Below are 17,817 nucleotides of genomic sequence, written 5' to 3' on the forward strand. Positions count from 1 at the left end.
GCTCGCAGCGGCAGTCGGATGTATAACAAGCTGATAGCGGCACCGGCCGCTCCTGTGGATAACCAATTTTCATGTCACAAAGCCAGTTGCAGAGTGAGTTACGCGGGATACGTATTGCCGTGGCTTCGGGATCCTCTCGGCATCGCGAGCATCTGCAGCAGATATTCGAGCGCGCGGGTTTACAGGTGGTTCTCAATGAACCGTTCAGCGAGCACTTTATTGCCAAGCTTGCCGGTAACAAGATCGATGTGCTGTTAATTGAGCTGGATGAACGTAGCGAACGACATAACCAGCTACTTGAAGAACTGCTCGAATCGACCGAGATCCCGATCATTTTTAATGATGTCAGTGCACTGGCATTTAACGAGCCCGCACGCCATGGCAAATGGTTCGGCACTTTGATGGGAAAAATTGCCGAGATTACCGGGCGTCTTGAATGGGAGACGCCCGATATCGACCTGGGCAGTTTCACGGTCAATGAAACCCTGCTGGCGCGAGACAACAGCCTGGCAAGTCAGGTGTGGGTACTGGGAGCATCACTGGGGGGCCCCGATGCGCTTAAACGTTTTCTGGCCGAATTGCCCTCGACGCTGCCGGCGAGTCTGATCGTGGCCCAGCATCTGGGCTCCAATTTCGAACCCTTGTTGGCCAGGGAACTGGATCGTATTTGCCCGTTGCAGGTTATGCCGGCCCGGGTCGGGCATACATTGCGCCATGGCGAGGTGATCGTGGCGCCGGTCAATCAGCGTCTGCAGGTCAGCCCGATCGGGGTGATTCAATTGTTACCGCTGGCGGCGCCCTCGTTTTATACGCCTTCCATCGATACGGTACTGACCGATACCGGGGCGCGCTTCGGGGAGAACAGCGGCGCGATTATTTTCAGTGGCATGTGTGATGACGGGGTGCTTGGCGTGCGTGCCATGCATGCCATGGGCGGGCCCATCTGGACTCAGTCGGCCGACAGTTGCGTGATCAGCAATATGCCCGACCAGGTGCGCAAAACCGGCGTCAGCAGTTATACTGGAACTCCGGAGCAATTGGCCGCTAAACTGACAGAATATGTGACACAACGGCAGACGGACTATGGCTGAAACTACCCAAATTGATACGCGCCGTGAAGGAATGGCAGTAACTGGCAAGCAGGCCAGTGATGCCATCCATTGTCTGCAGATCCCGATGTACGAAGAATCCATCCTGCTACCCAATGCGGCGGTAGCCGAAGTGACCGGTTATATCGAGCCCGAGCCGTTGCCGGACGCGCCCGACTGGTATCTGGGCAAGATCATCTGGCGCGAACATAAGGTACCGCTGGTCTCCTTCGAGATCGCCAGTGGTGGTCAGAATCCGGGTAATCTGGGCGGTTCGCGGATTGCCGTGCTCAATACCCTGCAGGGCAACCCGGACCTTCCCTATATCGCCTTCATCACCCAGGGCATCCCCAGCCTCAAACTGGTTCGCGAACAGCAGATCGTTCCCGACCAGCGCAACAGCGAAGGACGCCAGTCCATCGCCGGTTTCGTCCAGCTCGACGGCGTCTCCCTCGTCGTGCCCGACATCGACGACCTAGAAGCTCGCATCCAGCGCCTGCAGGTTGTATAGTTAGACACTGAAAATAACGCAAAGGACGCGGAGACGCAAAGAACGCAAAGAAACCTGATGCAATATTGAATTAAATACGCATCCCCGGTTTAAAACTGAACATTTAATATTTTATCTTTGCGCCCTCTGCGTCTTTGCGATCTTTGCGTTCCTTCCATCAACATTAAAAAGTGGCGCGATCGAGGTCGCCCCACAGGGTTTGGGCGGCGGTGAGGCCGGCGACGACGGCGGTTTCGGTACGCAGGATGCGCGGGCCCAGGCGGATGCCGAGGGCATTATGTTGATAGGCCAGTTCCCGTTCTGGCTGCGTGAAACCGCCTTCCGGGCCGATCATCAGGATTAGCTGTTGCGGGCGTGTGCATTGCGACAGGGTCTGGTTACTGCGCGGGTCGAGGATCATGCGCTGGCCGGGTAACGGCAGCTCGAGGAAGTCCGTGTAACGCATGACATCATCCAGCTGTGGCAGGCGGGCCCGGCCGCTCTGTTCGCAGGCCCCGCGGATCACGCCCTGCCAGTGCTGGCGGCGTTTTTGTTCGCGCTTTTCATCCAGCTGAACCACGCAGCGTTCGGTGACCAGTGGGGTCAGGCGGTTGATGCCCAGTTCCACGGCTTTTTGCAGCGCATAATCCATGCGTTCGCCCTTGGCTATTCCCAGGGCCAGATGGGTAGGCAGGGGGGATTCGTTATCTGCTGCAATGGCGTTTTCGATTCTTGCCGTCGCCTGCTTTTTGGAAATGGCAATTAACCGGGCCTGGTAATCATGACCGTCCCCGTTGAACAGAATCACCATGTCGTCCGGCTTCAGGCGTAACACCTGGATGCCATGACGTACGGCTGTCTCATCCAGTTCGATAGTGGCACCGGCAGCAAGCGGGCAATTCTGGTAGAGACGGGGAATGCGCATGTTTGTCGGTTCAGTTATTGCGGGTGGCCAGATCGATCCCTTCGGTCATGACCCGTGCCAGATGTTCGATTTGTTCCGGGGTGATGACATAGGGGGGCATCAGATAAGAGACATTGCCCAGCGGGCGCAACAGGGCCTCGTTTTTCAGGGCGTGCTGATAGATGGTCAGGCCGCGACGTTCCTGCCAGGGGTAGGTTTCATTGGCCGCCCTGTTTTTGACCATTTCCACGGCCAGGATCATGCCGGTCTGGCGGACTTCTCCCACATGCGGGTGATCCTTGAGATGTTCGGTCGCCTGTTGCATGGTTTGCGCGAGCTGTTTGTTTTGCTCGATCACATCGTCCTGCTGGAAGATATCCAGGGTGGCCAGTGCGGCGGCACAACCCAGCGGATTGCCGTTGTAGCTGTGCGAATGTAAAAAGGCGGAGAGCTTTTCATATTCATCATAAAAGCCCTGGTAGATCTGTTCATGGGTTAGCGTGACGGAGACGGGCAGATAGCCACCGGTCAGTCCTTTGGATAAACAGAGAAAATCGGGGGTGATATCCGCCTGCTCGCAGGCAAACAGGGTGCCTGTGCGACCGAAGCCGACGGCAATTTCATCGGCGATGAGGTGTACACCGAACTCATCGCAGGCCTCGCGCAACAACTTGAGATAGATCGGATCGTACATGCGCATGGTGCCGGCGCACTGGACCAGCGGTTCGACAATGACAGCGCAGGTCTCGTCCGCATGCTGTTCCAGCAGCTTGCGCATGTGTTCAAACTGGCGGGCACTGTAATCGCGGCAGCTTTCGCCCTGCTCACGAAAAAAGCAGTCCGGGGAGGGAGCGGTGATCACTTCCATCAACAGCGGTTTGTAGGTTTCCTTGTACAGGGCGACATCACCGGCGGCCAGCGCACCCAGGGTTTCGCCGTGATAGCTGTTGCTCAGCGTGATGAATTTGGTTTTTTGGGGTTTGCCGGTGTTATGCCAGTAGTGATAGCTCATCTTGAGCGCCACTTCGATCGCCGAGGAGCCATTATCGGCATAGAAACAGTGCGCCAGACCGGGCGGGGTGAGCTCAATCAGCCGTTCGGACAGCTCAATTACGGGCTCGTGGGAGAACCCGGCCAGGATGACATGTTCCAGGGTATCCAGTTGCTGCTTGATCCGGTCATTGATCCGCGGGTTGCAATGACCGAACAGATTGACCCACCAGGAGCTGATCGCATCGATATAGCGGTTGCCGTCGAAATCTTCCAGCCAGACCCCTTCGCCGCGTTTGATCGGCGTCATGGGAAGCCATTCATGATCTTTCATCTGGGTGCAGGGATGCCACAGTACAGCCAGATCGCGCTGCATCAAGTCCTGATTCGTCGTCATGCGTGCCTCGGGTTTGTCAAACAGGTGCCTCTGGAGTCAGGCAGTTTCGGATATTACCGGGCCAGCAGGATGCATGGAACTGACCGTCAGTTCAAGCTGCCCGGCAGTGGACGGATGAACTGGCCCTGAACGTCAGTCGCGTCGCGCCTTGCTGCGGAACAGCTGATAACGGTTTCGCCAGGTTTCGTCGCGCAGATATTGGGGCATGACCGCTTCCAGCGCGGCCGGCTCAATCCCGAAGACCTCGCGTAAAACCTGGTCTCCTTCCGGGCAGATACTGTCCATTTGCAGGGAGCGATAGTTGTCGCGGGAGAAAGGTTTGCCCGGGGCATATTCGAGCAGATTGGCCTGCAGGGCGGAGCCGAGTCGTCCCAGCGGGATAATCCGGCGCCGGATATTCAGCGTCTCGATAATGCGCTCGACGACCTCCTGCAGGGTATATTCATGGGGACCACAGAGGTTATAACGTTGCCCGTAGGTGCTCGGGTCGTTAAGGCTGTGGCTGAACGCATCGGCGACATCACCGACGTATACGGGGGCAAAACGGGCATTGGCACAGGCCAGCGGAAACAGTCCCGGGGTTTTTTTCAGCAGTGATGCGAAACGGTTGATGAAGCTGTCTTCCGGCCCGAAGATCACCGACGGGCGAAACGATGTGACATTGAGATCGCCGGCGGCATGGACGCGGTGTTCCGCTTCGCCCTTGCTGCGCAGATAATAACTGCTGCCGGTGCCCGGATCGGCGTTGAGGGCACTCATGTGCAGCAGGCGCTCGATACCATACGTGCGACAGGTGCGGATGACCTTATCGGTCAACTCGACATGGGCATGATAAAAGCCTTTGCCGTTATCATGCCGTTCATTGAGAATACCCACCAGATTGATTACCGCATCCTGGTCGGCGAAAAACCGGTTTAGCGTGCTCTCATCATGGATGTCGGCATCGAACACTTCCACGGTCGGCATGACCAGCAGTTCGCGATGTTTTTCCCGGCGCCGGGTTAATACCCGGATGCTGTGTCCTTCCCGGGCCAGACTGCTGATAACGTGATGGCCGACAAACCCGGTCCCACCTAGGATACAAATACGACGTTTCATGAGTGACTGACCTTATTAAATGGTGTGTATGGTTATCATTTGACCATATTATAGACATGCCAATGGGCGAAATGCGAGTCGAATAAAATTCAAGCATGAACGCGGATTTGGCGTCTATACTTTAAATAGGATAATTTAGGGAAAACGGCGAATGACAAAGGAGTCCGCATGAGTTTCGAAGTGATCAATCCGGCAACCGGTGAAAAGGATGGCGAGTTTCCGGCCTGGGAAGATGCCCGGATCGACAATGCCCTGGCGGATACGGCTGCCGTTGCGCCGCAATGGGCCGAGCGCTCCATTGCCGAACGCTGCGAGCTGATGCGCGGGGTAGCCGGGGTACTGCGGGACAACAAGGAAAAATATGCCGGTCTGATTACCCGGGAGATGGGCAAACTGATTGGCGAAGCTCGCGGGGAGATCGAAAAATGTGCCTGGGTCTGTGAATACTATGCCGACAAGGCGCCGGAGTTTTTACACGACGAGCCCATCGAAAGCGATGCGGGCAAAAGCTATGTGGCCTATCAGCCGCTGGGGACGGTACTGGCCGTCATGCCGTGGAATTTCCCCTTCTGGCAGGTTTTCCGCTTTGCCGCACCCGCCCTGTGCGCCGGCAATACCGGTCTGCTCAAGCATGCCTCCAACGTACCGCAATGTGCCATGGCTATTGAGGAAATATTCCGCGAAGCCGGGTTCCCTGATGGCGTGTTTACCGCGTTGATGATTCGCGCCTCGCAGGTACAAAAGGTGATTGAGGATCCCCGCGTTCACGCTGTTACCCTGACCGGCAGCGAGCCGGCCGGGCGCAAGGTAGCGGCGGTGGCCGGATCGGTGTTGAAAAAAAGTGTCCTGGAACTGGGTGGATCGGATGCCTTTATTGTGCTGGAAGACGCGGATCTGGACGAGGCGGTCAAAAGCGCCGTGGCCTCACGCTTTCTCAATGCCGGGCAGAGCTGCATCGCGGCCAAGCGCTTTATCGTGGTGGACGCCGTCGCCGAGGACTTTGTTGCCCGCTTCAAGGCTGGCGTCGAGAGCCTGCAGGCGGGCGATCCGATGGATGACAATACCAGCCTGGCGCCGATGGCACGCACGGATTTGCGCGAGGATCTGCACAAGCAGGTGGTTGACAGCCTGGCCGCGGGCGCGGTGAATATCACCGGCTGCGAGATCGACGACCAACGGCCGGGGGCCTATTACAAGGCGTCGATTCTGGATCAGGTCAGCCCCGGAATGCGGGCCTATAGCGAGGAGCTGTTCGGTCCGGTGGCCATCGTGATCCGGGCGCGGGACGAGGCCGATGCCCTGCGGATTGCCAACGACAGCAGCTTCGGGCTGGGTGGCAATGTCTGGACACGGGATACGGATCGGGGCGAACGCCTGGCCCGGCAGATGGAATGCGGTTGTGCTTTCGTCAACAGCTTCGTCAAAAGCGATCCCCGCCTGCCGTTCGGTGGCATCAAACACTCCGGCTACGGCCGCGAACTGTCCCATCACGGCATCCACGAATTCGTCAGCGCCAAAACGGTCTGGATTAAATAACGGTGGCTATTCACCTGTGACATCTTTTCTTATTGCCGGCTTGAATATCGCAGAGGACGCGGAGGCGCGGAGTCGCAGAGTAATTTAATTCAGTTCAGGTAACACCGAGAATACCGAAAAGCACTGAAGTCACTGAAAATATTTTTAAATGGAATATTCGGTGTCTTCGGTGAATTCAGTGTTGTCAGTGGTAATAATAAACCGGACCTGGCTGTCTATCCGGTCTGGCGAAAAGCTGTAAATAAATAATTATTTCTCTGCGCCTCCGCGACTCTGCGTCCTCCGCGTTAATATCCAGGGTTTAGAAAAAAGCCGGGCCTAGATGTCAAATCGTTCGTGGAGAATCCGGGGCTTGCCGAAGTAGTAGCCCTGTCCCCAGTTGATGCCGATTTCGCGCAAGGCTTCCACGGTCGGTTGATCTTCGACAAACTCGCCGACGGTAATCAGGTCGAGATCGCTGGCAATGCCCTGTATACCCTTGACGATGGCCCGTACCCGGGGCTCGGTTGTTACCCGGCGGATCAACTGGCCGTCGATTTTTAAAAAAGAGACCGGCAGGTCGGACAGATAGTTGAGAGAGGAGTAACCGACGCCAAAATCATCGATGGCCAGGCGCAGGCCGAAGTCGAGAAACGGCGCGAGAATTTTCCGGGCTTCGCCGAGGTTGTGCAGCAGGGCCTGTTCGGTAATTTCGATTACCAGCGGTTTTTCGTTGCCGAGCCGATCCCCGCAGGCTTTGCATTCCTGCAGGGCCGTATCCAGTATGCCCTGAATCAACTGCGGATGGCGCAGCAGTTCGGCGGAGATGTTTACAAAATGCGGGTGGGGTGATTCCCCCTGAAGCACACTGTTGCTGCAACGCAAAATGGCCTGGCGTGCCACCTCATAGTCGATCCGGTGCACCAGTTGCAGGTGGACCGCGGCATCGATAAATTGTTCGGCCGGCAGCGGCTCGCCGTCAGGGCTGATGATGCGGGCCAGAGCTTCATCGGCGACTTGCTCACCGGTTTGCAGATCGATCAGGGGCTGGTAAGCCGGAATAATCCGGTTTTCACGCAGGGCGTTTTCCAGTTGGGTCGCGATGCTTAAAAACGAGCCGTGTTTTTCCCGACTGCTGGATATCCGGTCGCGCCCCGCGCGTTTGGCTTCATACAGTGCAGCGTCGGCGACTCTTAATATATCGGCAACGTGCTTGCCGTCCTGAGAATAGTTGGCGACACCGATGCTGGTGGTGGTGAAGATTTCCCGTTGCCCGGTACTGAGCGAGAAATTCGCGATGCCTTTGCGTATTTGTTCGGCGATTTTCAATCCGGTCTCGAAATCGACCTCGGGCAGTATGCATAAAAACTCTTCTCCGCCCCAGCGACCGATATACTCACGTTCACCCAGAAGCTGTTTGAGTTGATTGGCAATATGCTGCAAGAGCAGATCACCTGCAGAGTGCCCGTAACTGTCATTAATCAGCTTGAAGCGATCCAGGTCGAGCAACAGAACCGTATAGGGTTTACCCGAGGCTTTGTGTTGCAGATGCAGTTCCGTCAGATTTTGTTGTATTGCATCGCGATTCAGTAAGCCGGTCAGGGGGTCGAAGTTCGGTAATTGGTTCAGGGAAATATCATACCGTTCAAGATGGCTGACATCGTGAAAAATAATGACCGCCGTCGTGCTATCCAGTGGTGTAATGCTGAAATCGACGGTGATTGTCTGATGGCCGGATTTTTTCAGTTGCTGACGCCGATAAGGCCCAAAGGACTTTTTCTGTTCCAGGCACTGCTGAATGAGGGCGCTGTTGAGCGTGGGGGATTGCGGTTGTGCCGTGAAAATATCCGCCACCGGTTTGCCCAGGTATTGTTCTGTACTCTGGCCGAGTACTTGCCAGGCAGCGGGATTGATGAAGGTGATTTTGGCTTCGCGATCAATACCGATGGCCCCGTCCTGGAGACGATTCAACAATTGCTCGCCGCTGAGATAGGGCGATGCAGGGTTGTCCCGAACATGGTTCGACACGTTTTGTTACTCCTGTTTGATGCGTTCCTGCATCCTGACCATCGAATTATGGTGAAAAATCGAGCAATCTGGATGTACTGCCTTAACTCATAGAATAGGATATGCACATGAACAATGACAAATCTTCCTTGTCCCGGCCCAATGAGTTGAGGCGCAGCCTGTCGTTGCCGCTGGTGACATTCTATGGTATCGGCACCATTTTGGGGGCCGGGATTTATGTTCTGGTCGGCAAGGTGGCCGGTGTGGCCGGCATGCTGACACCCCTTGCCTTTCTCGTTGCGGCGTTGATCGCGGGTTTTTCCGCGTTTTCCTATGCCGAACTGGCGGCACGCCTGCCCAAAAGCGCCAGCGAGGCGGTCTATGCCCAGGCGGGCTTTGGTCGGGCATCCCTGTCGCGGGTCATCGGCCTGTTAATGGTGCTGGTGGGCGTGGTGTCCAGTGCCACGTTGATGCACGGTTTTGCCGGTTATCTGCGGGTGTTTGTCCAGTGGCCGGATATCTGGGTCATGAACGTCATGATTCTGACGCTGGGCGCGGTGGTGATCTGGGGTATCACCCAGTCCGTGCTGATCGCGGTGATCATGACCCTGTTTGAAATGGCGGGGCTGGTACTGATTATCGGCGTAGCCGGCGACAGTCTGGGTTCACTTCCCGAACGTTGGCCGCAGTTGCTCACACCCGAAGCGCCGTTTGTCTGGTATGGCGTGTTGCTGGGGGCCTTCGTCGCCTTTTATGCGTTTATCGGCTTTGAGGATATGGTCAATGTGGCGGAGGAAGTGATTGATCCATCACGTAATCTGCCGAAGGCGATTATTCTGGTATTGATTATCGTCACCCTGTTCTACCTGCTGGTAACCCTGGTCAGTATTCTCAGCGTGGCGCCCGACAAATTAGCACAGACGGACGCGCCACTGGCCATGGTGTATGAACAGGCTACCGGCCGGGCGCCGTTGTTTATTACCCTGATCAGTCTTGTTTCGGTGCTCAACGGTGCCCTGATTCAGATCATCATGGCGTCGCGCGTATTGTACGGACTCAGTCGCCAGGGCTGGTTGCCCGCGCTGCTCGGTCAGGTAGGTGAGCGAACCCGGACACCGATTCCGGCGATCCTCGTGGTGATTACGGCGATTGGGTTGTTTGCCCTGTTATTGCCGTTAATCAGCCTGGCCAGGCTGACCAGTTTGGTGACGCTGATCATTTTTACGTTGATGAATGTTGCCCTGTGGCGGATCAAACGGCGAGGGGACAGTTACCAGGGATTTCAGGTACCGTTATGGGTGCCGGTCGCGGGGGCCACGGTGAGTGTTCTGTTTCTGGTTTCGCAGCTGTATCAATTTTTTATGGACTGAGTGAATGGTAACCGGGTTGTTGTATCTGTTACTGGGCATGTTCGCCGGCGTGGCGGCCGGCCTGCTGGGGATCGGTGGCGGCCTGATTATCGTGCCGGTGCTGGTCTTTATTTTTCAGCAACAACAGTTCAGTAGCGAGGTGATCGTTCATCTGGCCGTCGGTACCTCGCTGGCGACTATTGTGTTGACCTCGATTTCCTCGGTACGCAGTCATCATCAACATGGCGCGGTGCAGTGGCCGGTATTTGTCCGCATGGCGCCGGCCATCGTGCTGGGGGCGGTGCTGGGCTCGGTGATCGCCGACGAAATGCCGACCCGGGTGCTCAAATGGGTGTTTGCCATCTTCGAGCTGACGGTGGCCACGCAGATGATCCTGGCCTATCGGCCCAATCCGCATCGGGTGTTGCCGAACTGGCCGGGGCTGTCGCTGGCCGGCACGGTGATCGGAGCTGTGTCGGCCGTTGTCGGTATCGGGGGTGGCACTATGACCGTCCCGTTTCTGGTCTGGTGCAATGTGGCCATGCGCAAGGCCGTGGCCACCGCCGCGGCCTGCGGGCTGCCTATCGCCCTGGCCGGTGCCGCGGGATTTATCCTCAATGGCTGGAACGAGCCGGCATTGCCCGCATGGAGCAGCGGCTATGTCTACTGGCCGGCCTTCGCTGGCATTGTCGCCACCAGCGTCTTGTTTGCCCCGCTGGGCGCGCGTCTGGCGCATCGCCTGCCGGCGGCGCAATTAAAACGGATATTTGCCCTGTTGTTGTATGCGCTGGGGATTCGCATGTTGCTGGGCTAAATAACTGTTCCAGATTCGTGCACACCCTATACGCTGGCTAATCCTGCAGGTCACGCTGGCATTAACCTGTGTGACACCCCTGCCAATATGGAGATAATGATCTCTCGCGGAGGCGCAGAGCTCGCGAAGAAATCAAAGTATTTCTTTCATGATGGCGGCGAAGAAGACGATACTACCCGCTTAACACCCTGCCATCCTGTCAATTTCAATGAGTTTCGCCGAAAGCCCGGTACTGTCTGATCTTGCATTGCGGCCTCTGCGCCTCCGCGAGAGATTCATGCCGATACGGAGAGGTGTCAGGTAACGCTGCGCGCAACCTGACCTACACCTCTGCGCTCCTTTTAGGAACAGTTAATTTTAGATCGCTGATTTCGAGACAGGGATCACTTTCAGGATCGAGGTGGCCCGGCAGGGCTTTCCAGGACCGCCTCTGTCGCGTCATTTGGAATATCCATTCTGTATCCGGTGGCTCAGGCGGCGGGAAGCTCGATAATCATCGCCGCCCCGCCCAGCGCGCCGGTGTCAATGCGTAACTGTCCGCCATAGAGCAGCACGGTTTCGTGCACCATGGCCAGGCCCAGACCCTGGCCCTCGACATGGGGATCGAGGCGCCGGCCGCGTTCCAGCACCTGTTCGGCGACGCTGATGTCGATCCCCGGGCCATCATCTTCCACACACAGAAAAAGATGTCCCGGGCGCTCGCTGCGCGCGCTAACCTGGATTCGGGCGCGGCACCACTTGAAGGCATTTTCCAGCAGGTTGCCGAGCAGTTCATAGAGATCGCCTTCATCGCCATAAAACATCGCGCTGTCATCCAGCTGCAACTGGACGGTGACCGGCTTGTCGGCACGGGACTTTTGCAGGCTGTTGATCAGTCGCTGGACGACAGGCCGGATCGTCACCGGGCGGCCCAGGCGCGCCGGACCGGCGGTGGCGGCACGCTGCAAATGGTAATCGATGATCTGTTGCATGCGTGCCAGCTGTTCGTGGGCGGTGCGCGCCAGTTCCGGGTCGGTATGCGCCTGTTGTTTGAGGGTGCCGCGCAGCACGGTCAGCGGGGTTTTCAGGCTGTGCGAGACATTGCCCAGCGCGTCACGATAACGGGTCAGTTGCTGTTGCGCGCTTTTGAGCAACAGGTTCAGGTTCTCGGTCAGGCCACGCAGCTCGCGCGGATAGTGGCCCTGTAATTGTTCCTGTCGGCCGGCCTTGATGGCGCTCAGATCCCGCTCGACACGACGCAGCGGGCGCAGTCCCCAGCGCAACACCAGTGTCTGGGCCAGCAGTAACAGTAACGTGGCGCCCAGCAGCCAGCCCCACAGATTGCGACGATACTCATTGATCCGGGCGTAATAGCGATCCATCCGCTCGGCGACAAAGTAGCTCAGCGGATAAACCTGTTCCCCGGTTTCCCAGCGCACGGTATAGGTATAGGTATAAAGGGTGGGGCCGTTGTGTTCCTGTAACTGACTGAACCGGCCCTGGCCGGCCGCCGGGGCGTCAGGAAAAGGGAGTTCGACGCCCAGCAGAGAGGGCGATTGCAGACTTGAGGCCGGATCGTCGACATGCTGAACGCGGGCATAGAAACCGGAACCGGGCTGGTTCAAACGTGAGCCAGGCAACTCACGACTGAAACGCAGGCTGCCGTCCTCTTCCACCTCGGTGGCGGCCAGCAGGGCGAACATTGAACTGCGCAGGCGATCCTGCAGGGCGGTTTCGGCGCTTTCGCGAAATGCCTTATCCAGCGCCAGACCGACCAGCAGCACAAACCCGAGCAGAATCAGCAGCGAAGTCAGTAACAGCCGGGCCTGCAGGGAGAGCCGGCTCACGAAGCCTCGCCTTCGCGGGTTGCCAGTGTCCAGCGATAGCCGCGTCCGCGCAGGGTTTCGATCGGTTTGAGCGTCCCGTCGTTATCCAGCTTCTTGCGCAGTCGGCCGATGAAGACCTCGATTACGTTGCTGTCGCGATCGAAATCCTGATCGTAGATGTGTTCGGTGAGTTCGGTTTTGGAGACCACCTTGTCCGGATTGAGGATCAGGTACTCGGCGACCCGGTATTCATAGGCGGTCAGTTCCTGGGGCTGATTGTTGACGCTGAGGGTCCGGGTACGCAGGTCGAGGCTGATCGGACCGCTGCGGATTACCGGCCTGGACTGGCCATGAGCCCGGCGCAGCAGGGCGCGCACCCGGGCCAGCAGCTCTTCGTCGTGAAACGGCTTGACCATGTAATCATCGGCGCCGGCTTCCAGTCCCTCGACTTTCTCCTGCCAGCGCCCGCGGGCGGTCAGAATCAGAATCGGAAAATCGCGACCGGCTTCGCGCCAGCGGTGAATGACGTCGACGCCGCTCAATTGCGGCAGTCCGAGATCCACCACGGCCAGATCGAACGGTGTTTCCTGTCCCTGAAACAGCGCCTCGCGTCCGTCACTGGCGGTATCGACGGCATAACCGTGTTGTTCCAGCAGGGTTTGCAGCTGGCGGCAAAGTGTGGGTTCGTCCTCGACGACCAGGATACGCATCCGGTTAGCCGGCGTTGAAGGTCATGATCCTGACCGTGCCGTCGGGCAACAGCACCTTGATGCGATGGAGGCGTTTGCCATTGCGCTGCACGGTCTCGGCCGAGAGAATGCGTCCCCCGGTCTGTTGCCGGGCCTGGCGCACGGCGGCATCCAGTGACATACCGTTACTCACCATTAGCAAGGGGGCGCTATGCGCCGTCGGGACGGCGGTCGGCATCAGGTTGAGCATGACAAACAGGACGGTGATAAGAAAGCGACGGATCATGCAGGCGGTTTCCCGTGGCGGGTTAGACATGTTTCGCACCGGGACGATGTCCGGCCAGGTCATCAGCATACCCAAGCCGGGCGTTTGTCTCCAGTCATTTGCCTGCACCCTGCCGCCGCGGTTAATGGCGCAGGCGATCGCCGATGACAGCGCCGGTCATGATGCCGATGCCGGTGGCCACCGGATCCCCGTGGCCGATGTGATTACCGACCAGACCGCCGATCACCCCGCCCGTGATAGTGGACAGACCGGAGGAGCGGTGCGAGCGATAGCGGTCGTGATGATGCCGGTGGTGCCGGCCGCGCGGGACCACGATCACATCGGGATGATACTGTTTGCGGTGATGATAGCGGGGTTTATGCCGGTCTCTGTCGTGACCCAGGTATTTGCGTTTGTGTTTACCGTGGTGTTTACCGCGGTGATTGTACTGGTATTTCCGGTATTTGCGGTGTGACCGGTCGTGCACGTGTTGCAGCTGACCCTGTTGGTAATGGCTGGACGGGTAGCTATGCGATTGGCCCGGTAGGCCGTTGCCGGCACTGGCCGGGCTGGCCAGCAACAGGCTACTGGCGGTGAGCAGGACCGTGATGAGAGTTTTCGAGGTTTGCATGGCTGTTCTCCTTGGGTTCCCGGTTTATCCGAGGCCTGGAGAGACTCTAGCCGGTGCAAGCTGAACGGCCGCTGAACGTTCATAAAAAGGTTTCGGGCTAGTGCGGTCGCTGGCGAATCAGCACCCGGGTATAGCCCAGTGACACATAGTCATTGACCTGTGCCGGCCCGGCGGCGGCCACATTGACATAATCGGGGAAATCCTCGTCGCTCAGACCGCGCCAGCCTGCATAGGTGCCACAGACATAAACCGGGATATCGCCGCCGGTCAGCGACTGGACCTGTTTGTGTACCGCCGGCTGTTGATCGCTTTTGCCGGTTTGCAGGGCAAACTGTTCCTGGCCATGGCTGACCACGGCGATCGGCAGGGCCGGAAATTGTTCACGTAATTGCTCAATATAGGAGCGGGCCAGGGGTAACGCCCAGCTCAAACCCTCGCTGTCGGCAGTGATGATTTCAAACACGATGCCTTCAGGCGGCTCGGTTTGTTGCAGTATATTCGTTATCGCCCGCTGACTGTCGGCCAGCAAGGCGACAGGCAGCAGCAGGATCGCAAGAAACAATCCATAGCGTAGCGATGGCATGGCAAGTTCTCCGGCAAGGTCGGCAAGCGTCACTTTCAAGGTATACCAGATAAGGCGTGGGAGAACAGGAAAAGTTCAGTCAACGACGGCACCGGGCCGTTGTTTTGTTTTTCAGGATATTAGTAATTGCTTAATAATGTTGGCGGCCCGTTGCGGATCCGGTCGACCGACGACCTTGATTTTGCCGTCGGCCAGCAAAACCGGGAAGCTCTTGATCCCCAGTGTATCAATCAGTTGCTGGCCCTGCGCGTCTTCCAGCTCGATGATCTCCAGCTCAACGCCCTGTTGATGGCAGGCAGACTGCCAGATATCCCGGGTTTCCAGGCAGCTTGGGAGTTGGCCAGCAATCAGTAGTTGCAATTTCATAGAGACTGTCAGGGCGCCTGCGGTGAAACAGTACGCTATTCTGCAGCTAGCATGGTGTGCTAGGCTTTGACCCTGATCAATTCTCAGCTGGCAAACTCAATTAAGCAATCGAGGGCTTTAAACAGATGGATGCAGATCAGGCGTTACTTGACGAGTTACACCGTGTTTATTTGTTTGAAGAACTTGATGATGCGCAATTGACCCGGGTGCTGCGCAACTCACAGCGCTGCAGCCTGCCGGCCAAATCCCTCCTGTTCGAAGCCGGGCAGCCGGCGGATCGCTTCTATCTGGTTCATCAGGGGCAGATCAAGCTTTTCAGTCTTTCCATCGACGGCGATGAGAAGGTTATGGAAATTCTCTATCCGGGCAATACCTTTGCCGAAGCCATTATGTTCATGCAGGCCAAGCGCTATCCCGTCTCGGCTCAGGCCCTTGTGGACACGGAACTGTACAGTTTCGATATGAAGAGTTTTCGCAAGATACTGGAAGAGTCGCAACAGACCTGCTTTCGGCTGATGGCCGGAATGAGCCGGCGCCTGCATGCCCGGATCAACGAGATCAGCAACCTCACGCTGCATAACGCCACCTACCGGCTGGTGATATTTCTGCTGGATCAGTTGCCCGAAGATGCCATCGAACTGGCCGAAATTCACCTCAGTACACCCAAAAGCGTGATTGCTTCCCGTCTTTCCATTCAACCTGAAACCTTCTCCCGGATACTCACCCGGCTTTCGGCCAGTGGCCTGATCGAAGTCAAAGGCAATGATATCAGCCTGCTGGATGTACAGGGCTTGCGCGACCTCCTCTGATCCCTCCCCCGATCTGTTCAGACGGAGTTCTTGCTGAAATCCGGTTTTGAGTTTGACGCAGATCAAGGTTGTTGACTATACCCTGTCGGTATAACTGCAACTGCCACTCTATGGAAGAAGGGGAACCACCATGAGCGAGAAATTCACCAAGTCCATGGCCAGGAACATGTTCTACGGCAGCGCTGTATTTTTTTTCCTGCTGTTCCTGGCCCTGACGTTTGATACCAGCAAGGCGCTGCCCGAGCGAGACAACCGGGAGGCCATTACTCCCGAGGTTGCCAGGGGCAAAGCGGTCTGGGAAGAGAACAATTGTGTCGGCTGCCATTCCCTGCTCGGTGAGGGGGCTTATTTTGCTCCGGAGCTGGGGAATGTTTACAAGCGCTTCGGCAACAGCGAAGAGGCGATTATTGCCTTTATCAAGAGCCGACCTGAAGAGGGGATTCCGGGGCGTCGCAGTATGCCGCAGTTCAATCTGTCCGAAGAGGACCTCAAGGCCGTGGCGGCATTTTTGAAATACGCCTCGGAAATTGATACTGCCGGCTGGCCGCCGAACATTCAGGGATAAGGGGAGAATCCATCATGCAATATCAATCACAAATGGCGGCAAAGCCCTACTTTATTGCCGCAATTGCTCTGTTCGTCGGTCAGATTCTGTTTGGTCTGATCCTGGGCTTGCAATATGTTATCGGGGATTTCCTGTTTCCCGAGATTCCTTTCAACGTGGCGCGCATGGTGCACACCAACCTGCTGATCGTCTGGTTGTTGTTCGGCTTCATGGGGGCAACCTATTACCTGGTCCCCGAGGAGGCGGAAACGGAACTGCACAGTACCAAACTGGCGCACATCCTGTTCTGGATATTCCTGGTGGCCGGGGGCGTGACCGTGCTGGGCTACCTGCTGGTACCCTATGCCACGCTGGCCAAGATCACCGGGAACGAGATACTGCCCACCATGGGCCGCGAGTTCCTGGAGCAGCCGACGATTATCAAGATCGGGATTGTGGTCGTGGTGCTGGGCTTTTTGTATAACGTCAGCATGACCTTTCTCAAGGGACGCAAGACGGTCGTTAGCTCGGTATTAATGCTGGGCCTTTGGGGGCTGGCGATCTTCTTCCTGTTCGCGTTCTATAACCCGCATAACCTGGTGCTGGACAAGTACTACTGGTGGTGGGTTGTCCATCTGTGGGTGGAAGGCGTCTGGGAACTGATCATGGGCGCGATTCTGGCCTTTGTACTGATCAAGCTGACCGGCGTGGATCGCGAAGTGGTGGAAAAATGGCTGTATGTCATTATCGCCATGACCCTGCTGACCGGGATCATCGGGACCGGCCATCACTATTACTGGATCGGTACCCCGGAATACTGGCAGTGGTGGGGTTCCATCTTCTCCGCCCTGGAGCCGATTCCGTTCTTCATGATGGTGATCTTCGCCTTTAATATGGCCAACCGCCGGCGTCGCCAGCATCCCAACAAGGCGGCCATGTTGTGGGCCATCGGCACTCCGGTGATGGCGTTCCTCGGCGCGGGCGTGTGGGGCTTCCTGCATACCCTGTCACCGGTGAACTTCTACACCCACGGCTCTCAGATCACCGCGGCCCACGGTCACATGGCCTTCTACGGTGCCTACGTGATGATTGTGCTGGCGATTATTTCCTACGCCATGCCGATGTTGCGGGGACGGGCGGCCGCCAACAGCGACAAGTCCCAGGTGCTGGAGATGTGGTCCTTCTGGTTGATGACCGTCGCGATGGTGTTCATCACGCTGTTTTTGACCGGCGCCGGGATTCTGCAGATCTGGTTGCAGCGTATCGCCGAGGATGCCCAGTCGTTCATGGTGGTGCAGGACAAGATTGCCCTGTTCTACTGGATGCGTGAAGTGGCCGGCGTGATCTTCCTGATCGGCCTGGTTCTGTACATCATCAGCTTCTTCATAGGAGGCGAGGAGCGGACTGCACCGGCCAAGGCATAAGGCCGCTCAAGTCCGGAAAAAAGGAAGGGCCCTGTCATTATCTGGCAGG

At 57.2% G+C, this 17,817-nt stretch carries 18 protein-coding genes; 8 read left to right on the forward strand and 10 right to left on the reverse strand.

Going from position 1 to position 17,817, the window contains the following annotated elements; genetic code table 11:
* Positions 1–71: 71 nt before the first annotated feature.
* Entirely contained in the window at positions 72–1,091 is a 1,020-nt protein-coding gene (locus tag U5K34_RS12970) for a chemotaxis protein CheB (protein WP_322568818.1), read from the forward strand.
* Positions 1,084–1,599 (forward strand): chemotaxis protein CheW, encoded by a 516-nt coding sequence (locus U5K34_RS12975; protein ID WP_322568819.1) that lies wholly within the window; start codon positions 1,084–1,086, stop codon positions 1,597–1,599. The genes U5K34_RS12970 and U5K34_RS12975 overlap by 8 nt, the downstream gene beginning before the upstream one ends.
* A gap of 163 nt (positions 1,600–1,762) precedes the next feature.
* Here the strand turns inward: U5K34_RS12975 and U5K34_RS12980 are convergent, their stop codons facing one another.
* From U5K34_RS12980 to U5K34_RS12990, 3 genes are all read right to left on the reverse strand, one after another.
* The gene (locus tag U5K34_RS12980; protein ID WP_322568820.1) at positions 1,763–2,503 is read right to left on the reverse strand and encodes a 16S rRNA (uracil(1498)-N(3))-methyltransferase; all 741 of its coding nucleotides are present in this window, start codon (positions 2,501–2,503) and stop codon (positions 1,763–1,765) included.
* A gap of 10 nt (positions 2,504–2,513) precedes the next feature.
* A complete protein-coding gene (locus U5K34_RS12985; protein ID WP_322568821.1) occupies positions 2,514–3,869 on the reverse strand; it encodes an adenosylmethionine--8-amino-7-oxononanoate transaminase in 1,356 nt (451 codons plus the stop codon).
* A 132-nt stretch (positions 3,870–4,001) separates the two neighbouring features.
* The gene (locus tag U5K34_RS12990; protein ID WP_322568822.1) at positions 4,002–4,967 is read right to left on the reverse strand and encodes a complex I NDUFA9 subunit family protein; all 966 of its coding nucleotides are present in this window, start codon (positions 4,965–4,967) and stop codon (positions 4,002–4,004) included.
* A gap of 168 nt (positions 4,968–5,135) precedes the next feature.
* On the opposite strand from U5K34_RS12990, the gene U5K34_RS12995 reads away from it, so the two are divergent.
* Positions 5,136–6,503, forward strand: a complete 1,368-nt coding sequence (locus tag U5K34_RS12995; RefSeq protein ID WP_322568823.1) for an NAD-dependent succinate-semialdehyde dehydrogenase — start codon at positions 5,136–5,138, stop codon at positions 6,501–6,503.
* Between the two features lie 318 nt (positions 6,504–6,821).
* On the opposite strand, the gene U5K34_RS13000 is transcribed toward U5K34_RS12995, so the two are convergent.
* Positions 6,822–8,510, reverse strand: coding sequence for an EAL domain-containing protein (locus U5K34_RS13000; protein ID WP_322568824.1), 1,689 nt, complete (start codon positions 8,508–8,510; stop codon positions 6,822–6,824).
* Positions 8,511–8,617: 107 nt separating this feature from the next.
* On the opposite strand from U5K34_RS13000, the gene U5K34_RS13005 reads away from it, so the two are divergent.
* Both U5K34_RS13005 and U5K34_RS13010 read left to right on the forward strand, forming a co-directional pair.
* Positions 8,618–9,859 carry an APC family permease gene (locus U5K34_RS13005; RefSeq protein WP_322568825.1) on the forward strand — a complete coding sequence of 414 codons (1,242 nt, stop codon included), beginning with the start codon at positions 8,618–8,620 and terminating at the stop codon, positions 9,857–9,859.
* A 4-nt stretch (positions 9,860–9,863) separates the two neighbouring features.
* Positions 9,864–10,652 (forward strand): sulfite exporter TauE/SafE family protein, encoded by a 789-nt coding sequence (locus U5K34_RS13010; protein WP_322568826.1) that lies wholly within the window; start codon positions 9,864–9,866, stop codon positions 10,650–10,652.
* A gap of 470 nt (positions 10,653–11,122) precedes the next feature.
* Here U5K34_RS13010 and U5K34_RS13015 read toward each other — a convergent pair whose 3' ends face one another.
* From U5K34_RS13015 to U5K34_RS13040, 6 genes are all read right to left on the reverse strand, one after another.
* The gene (locus U5K34_RS13015; RefSeq protein WP_322568827.1) at positions 11,123–12,478 is read right to left on the reverse strand and encodes an ATP-binding protein; all 1,356 of its coding nucleotides are present in this window, start codon (positions 12,476–12,478) and stop codon (positions 11,123–11,125) included.
* Positions 12,475–13,167 (reverse strand): response regulator transcription factor, encoded by a 693-nt coding sequence (locus tag U5K34_RS13020; RefSeq protein WP_322568828.1) that lies wholly within the window; start codon positions 13,165–13,167, stop codon positions 12,475–12,477. Before U5K34_RS13020 ends, U5K34_RS13015 begins: the two co-directional genes overlap by 4 nt.
* A 4-nt stretch (positions 13,168–13,171) precedes the next feature.
* The gene (locus tag U5K34_RS13025) at positions 13,172–13,501 is read right to left on the reverse strand and encodes a hypothetical protein (protein WP_322568829.1); all 330 of its coding nucleotides are present in this window, start codon (positions 13,499–13,501) and stop codon (positions 13,172–13,174) included.
* Between the two features lie 52 nt (positions 13,502–13,553).
* On the reverse strand, positions 13,554–14,042 hold the full coding sequence (locus tag U5K34_RS13030; RefSeq protein WP_322568830.1) for a hypothetical protein: 489 nt from the start codon (positions 14,040–14,042) through the stop codon (positions 13,554–13,556).
* Positions 14,043–14,139: 97 nt separating this feature from the next.
* Entirely contained in the window at positions 14,140–14,625 is a 486-nt protein-coding gene (locus U5K34_RS13035) for a DsrE family protein (RefSeq protein ID WP_322568831.1), read from the reverse strand.
* Positions 14,626–14,736: 111 nt separating this feature from the next.
* On the reverse strand, positions 14,737–14,991 hold the full coding sequence (locus tag U5K34_RS13040; protein WP_322568832.1) for a thioredoxin family protein: 255 nt from the start codon (positions 14,989–14,991) through the stop codon (positions 14,737–14,739).
* A 125-nt stretch (positions 14,992–15,116) separates the two neighbouring features.
* Here U5K34_RS13040 and U5K34_RS13045 point away from each other — a divergent pair, with 125 nt between their 5' ends.
* The 3 genes from U5K34_RS13045 to U5K34_RS13055 all read left to right on the forward strand — a co-directional run bounded on the left by U5K34_RS13045 (position 15,117) and on the right by U5K34_RS13055 (position 17,768).
* Positions 15,117–15,800, forward strand: coding sequence for a Crp/Fnr family transcriptional regulator (locus tag U5K34_RS13045; protein WP_322568833.1), 684 nt, complete (start codon positions 15,117–15,119; stop codon positions 15,798–15,800).
* Between the two features lie 130 nt (positions 15,801–15,930).
* Positions 15,931–16,365: a cytochrome c gene (locus U5K34_RS13050; RefSeq protein WP_322568834.1), complete on the forward strand. Its 435-nt coding sequence runs from the start codon at positions 15,931–15,933 to the stop codon at positions 16,363–16,365.
* A gap of 14 nt (positions 16,366–16,379) precedes the next feature.
* Positions 16,380–17,768 (forward strand): cbb3-type cytochrome c oxidase subunit I, encoded by a 1,389-nt coding sequence (locus U5K34_RS13055; RefSeq protein WP_322568835.1) that lies wholly within the window; start codon positions 16,380–16,382, stop codon positions 17,766–17,768.
* Positions 17,769–17,817: the final 49 nt, after the last annotated feature.

The sequence above is a fragment of the Thiohalophilus sp. genome, assembly GCF_034521165.1.
Classification (GTDB): Bacteria; Pseudomonadota; Gammaproteobacteria; order UBA6429; family Thiohalophilaceae; genus Thiohalophilus.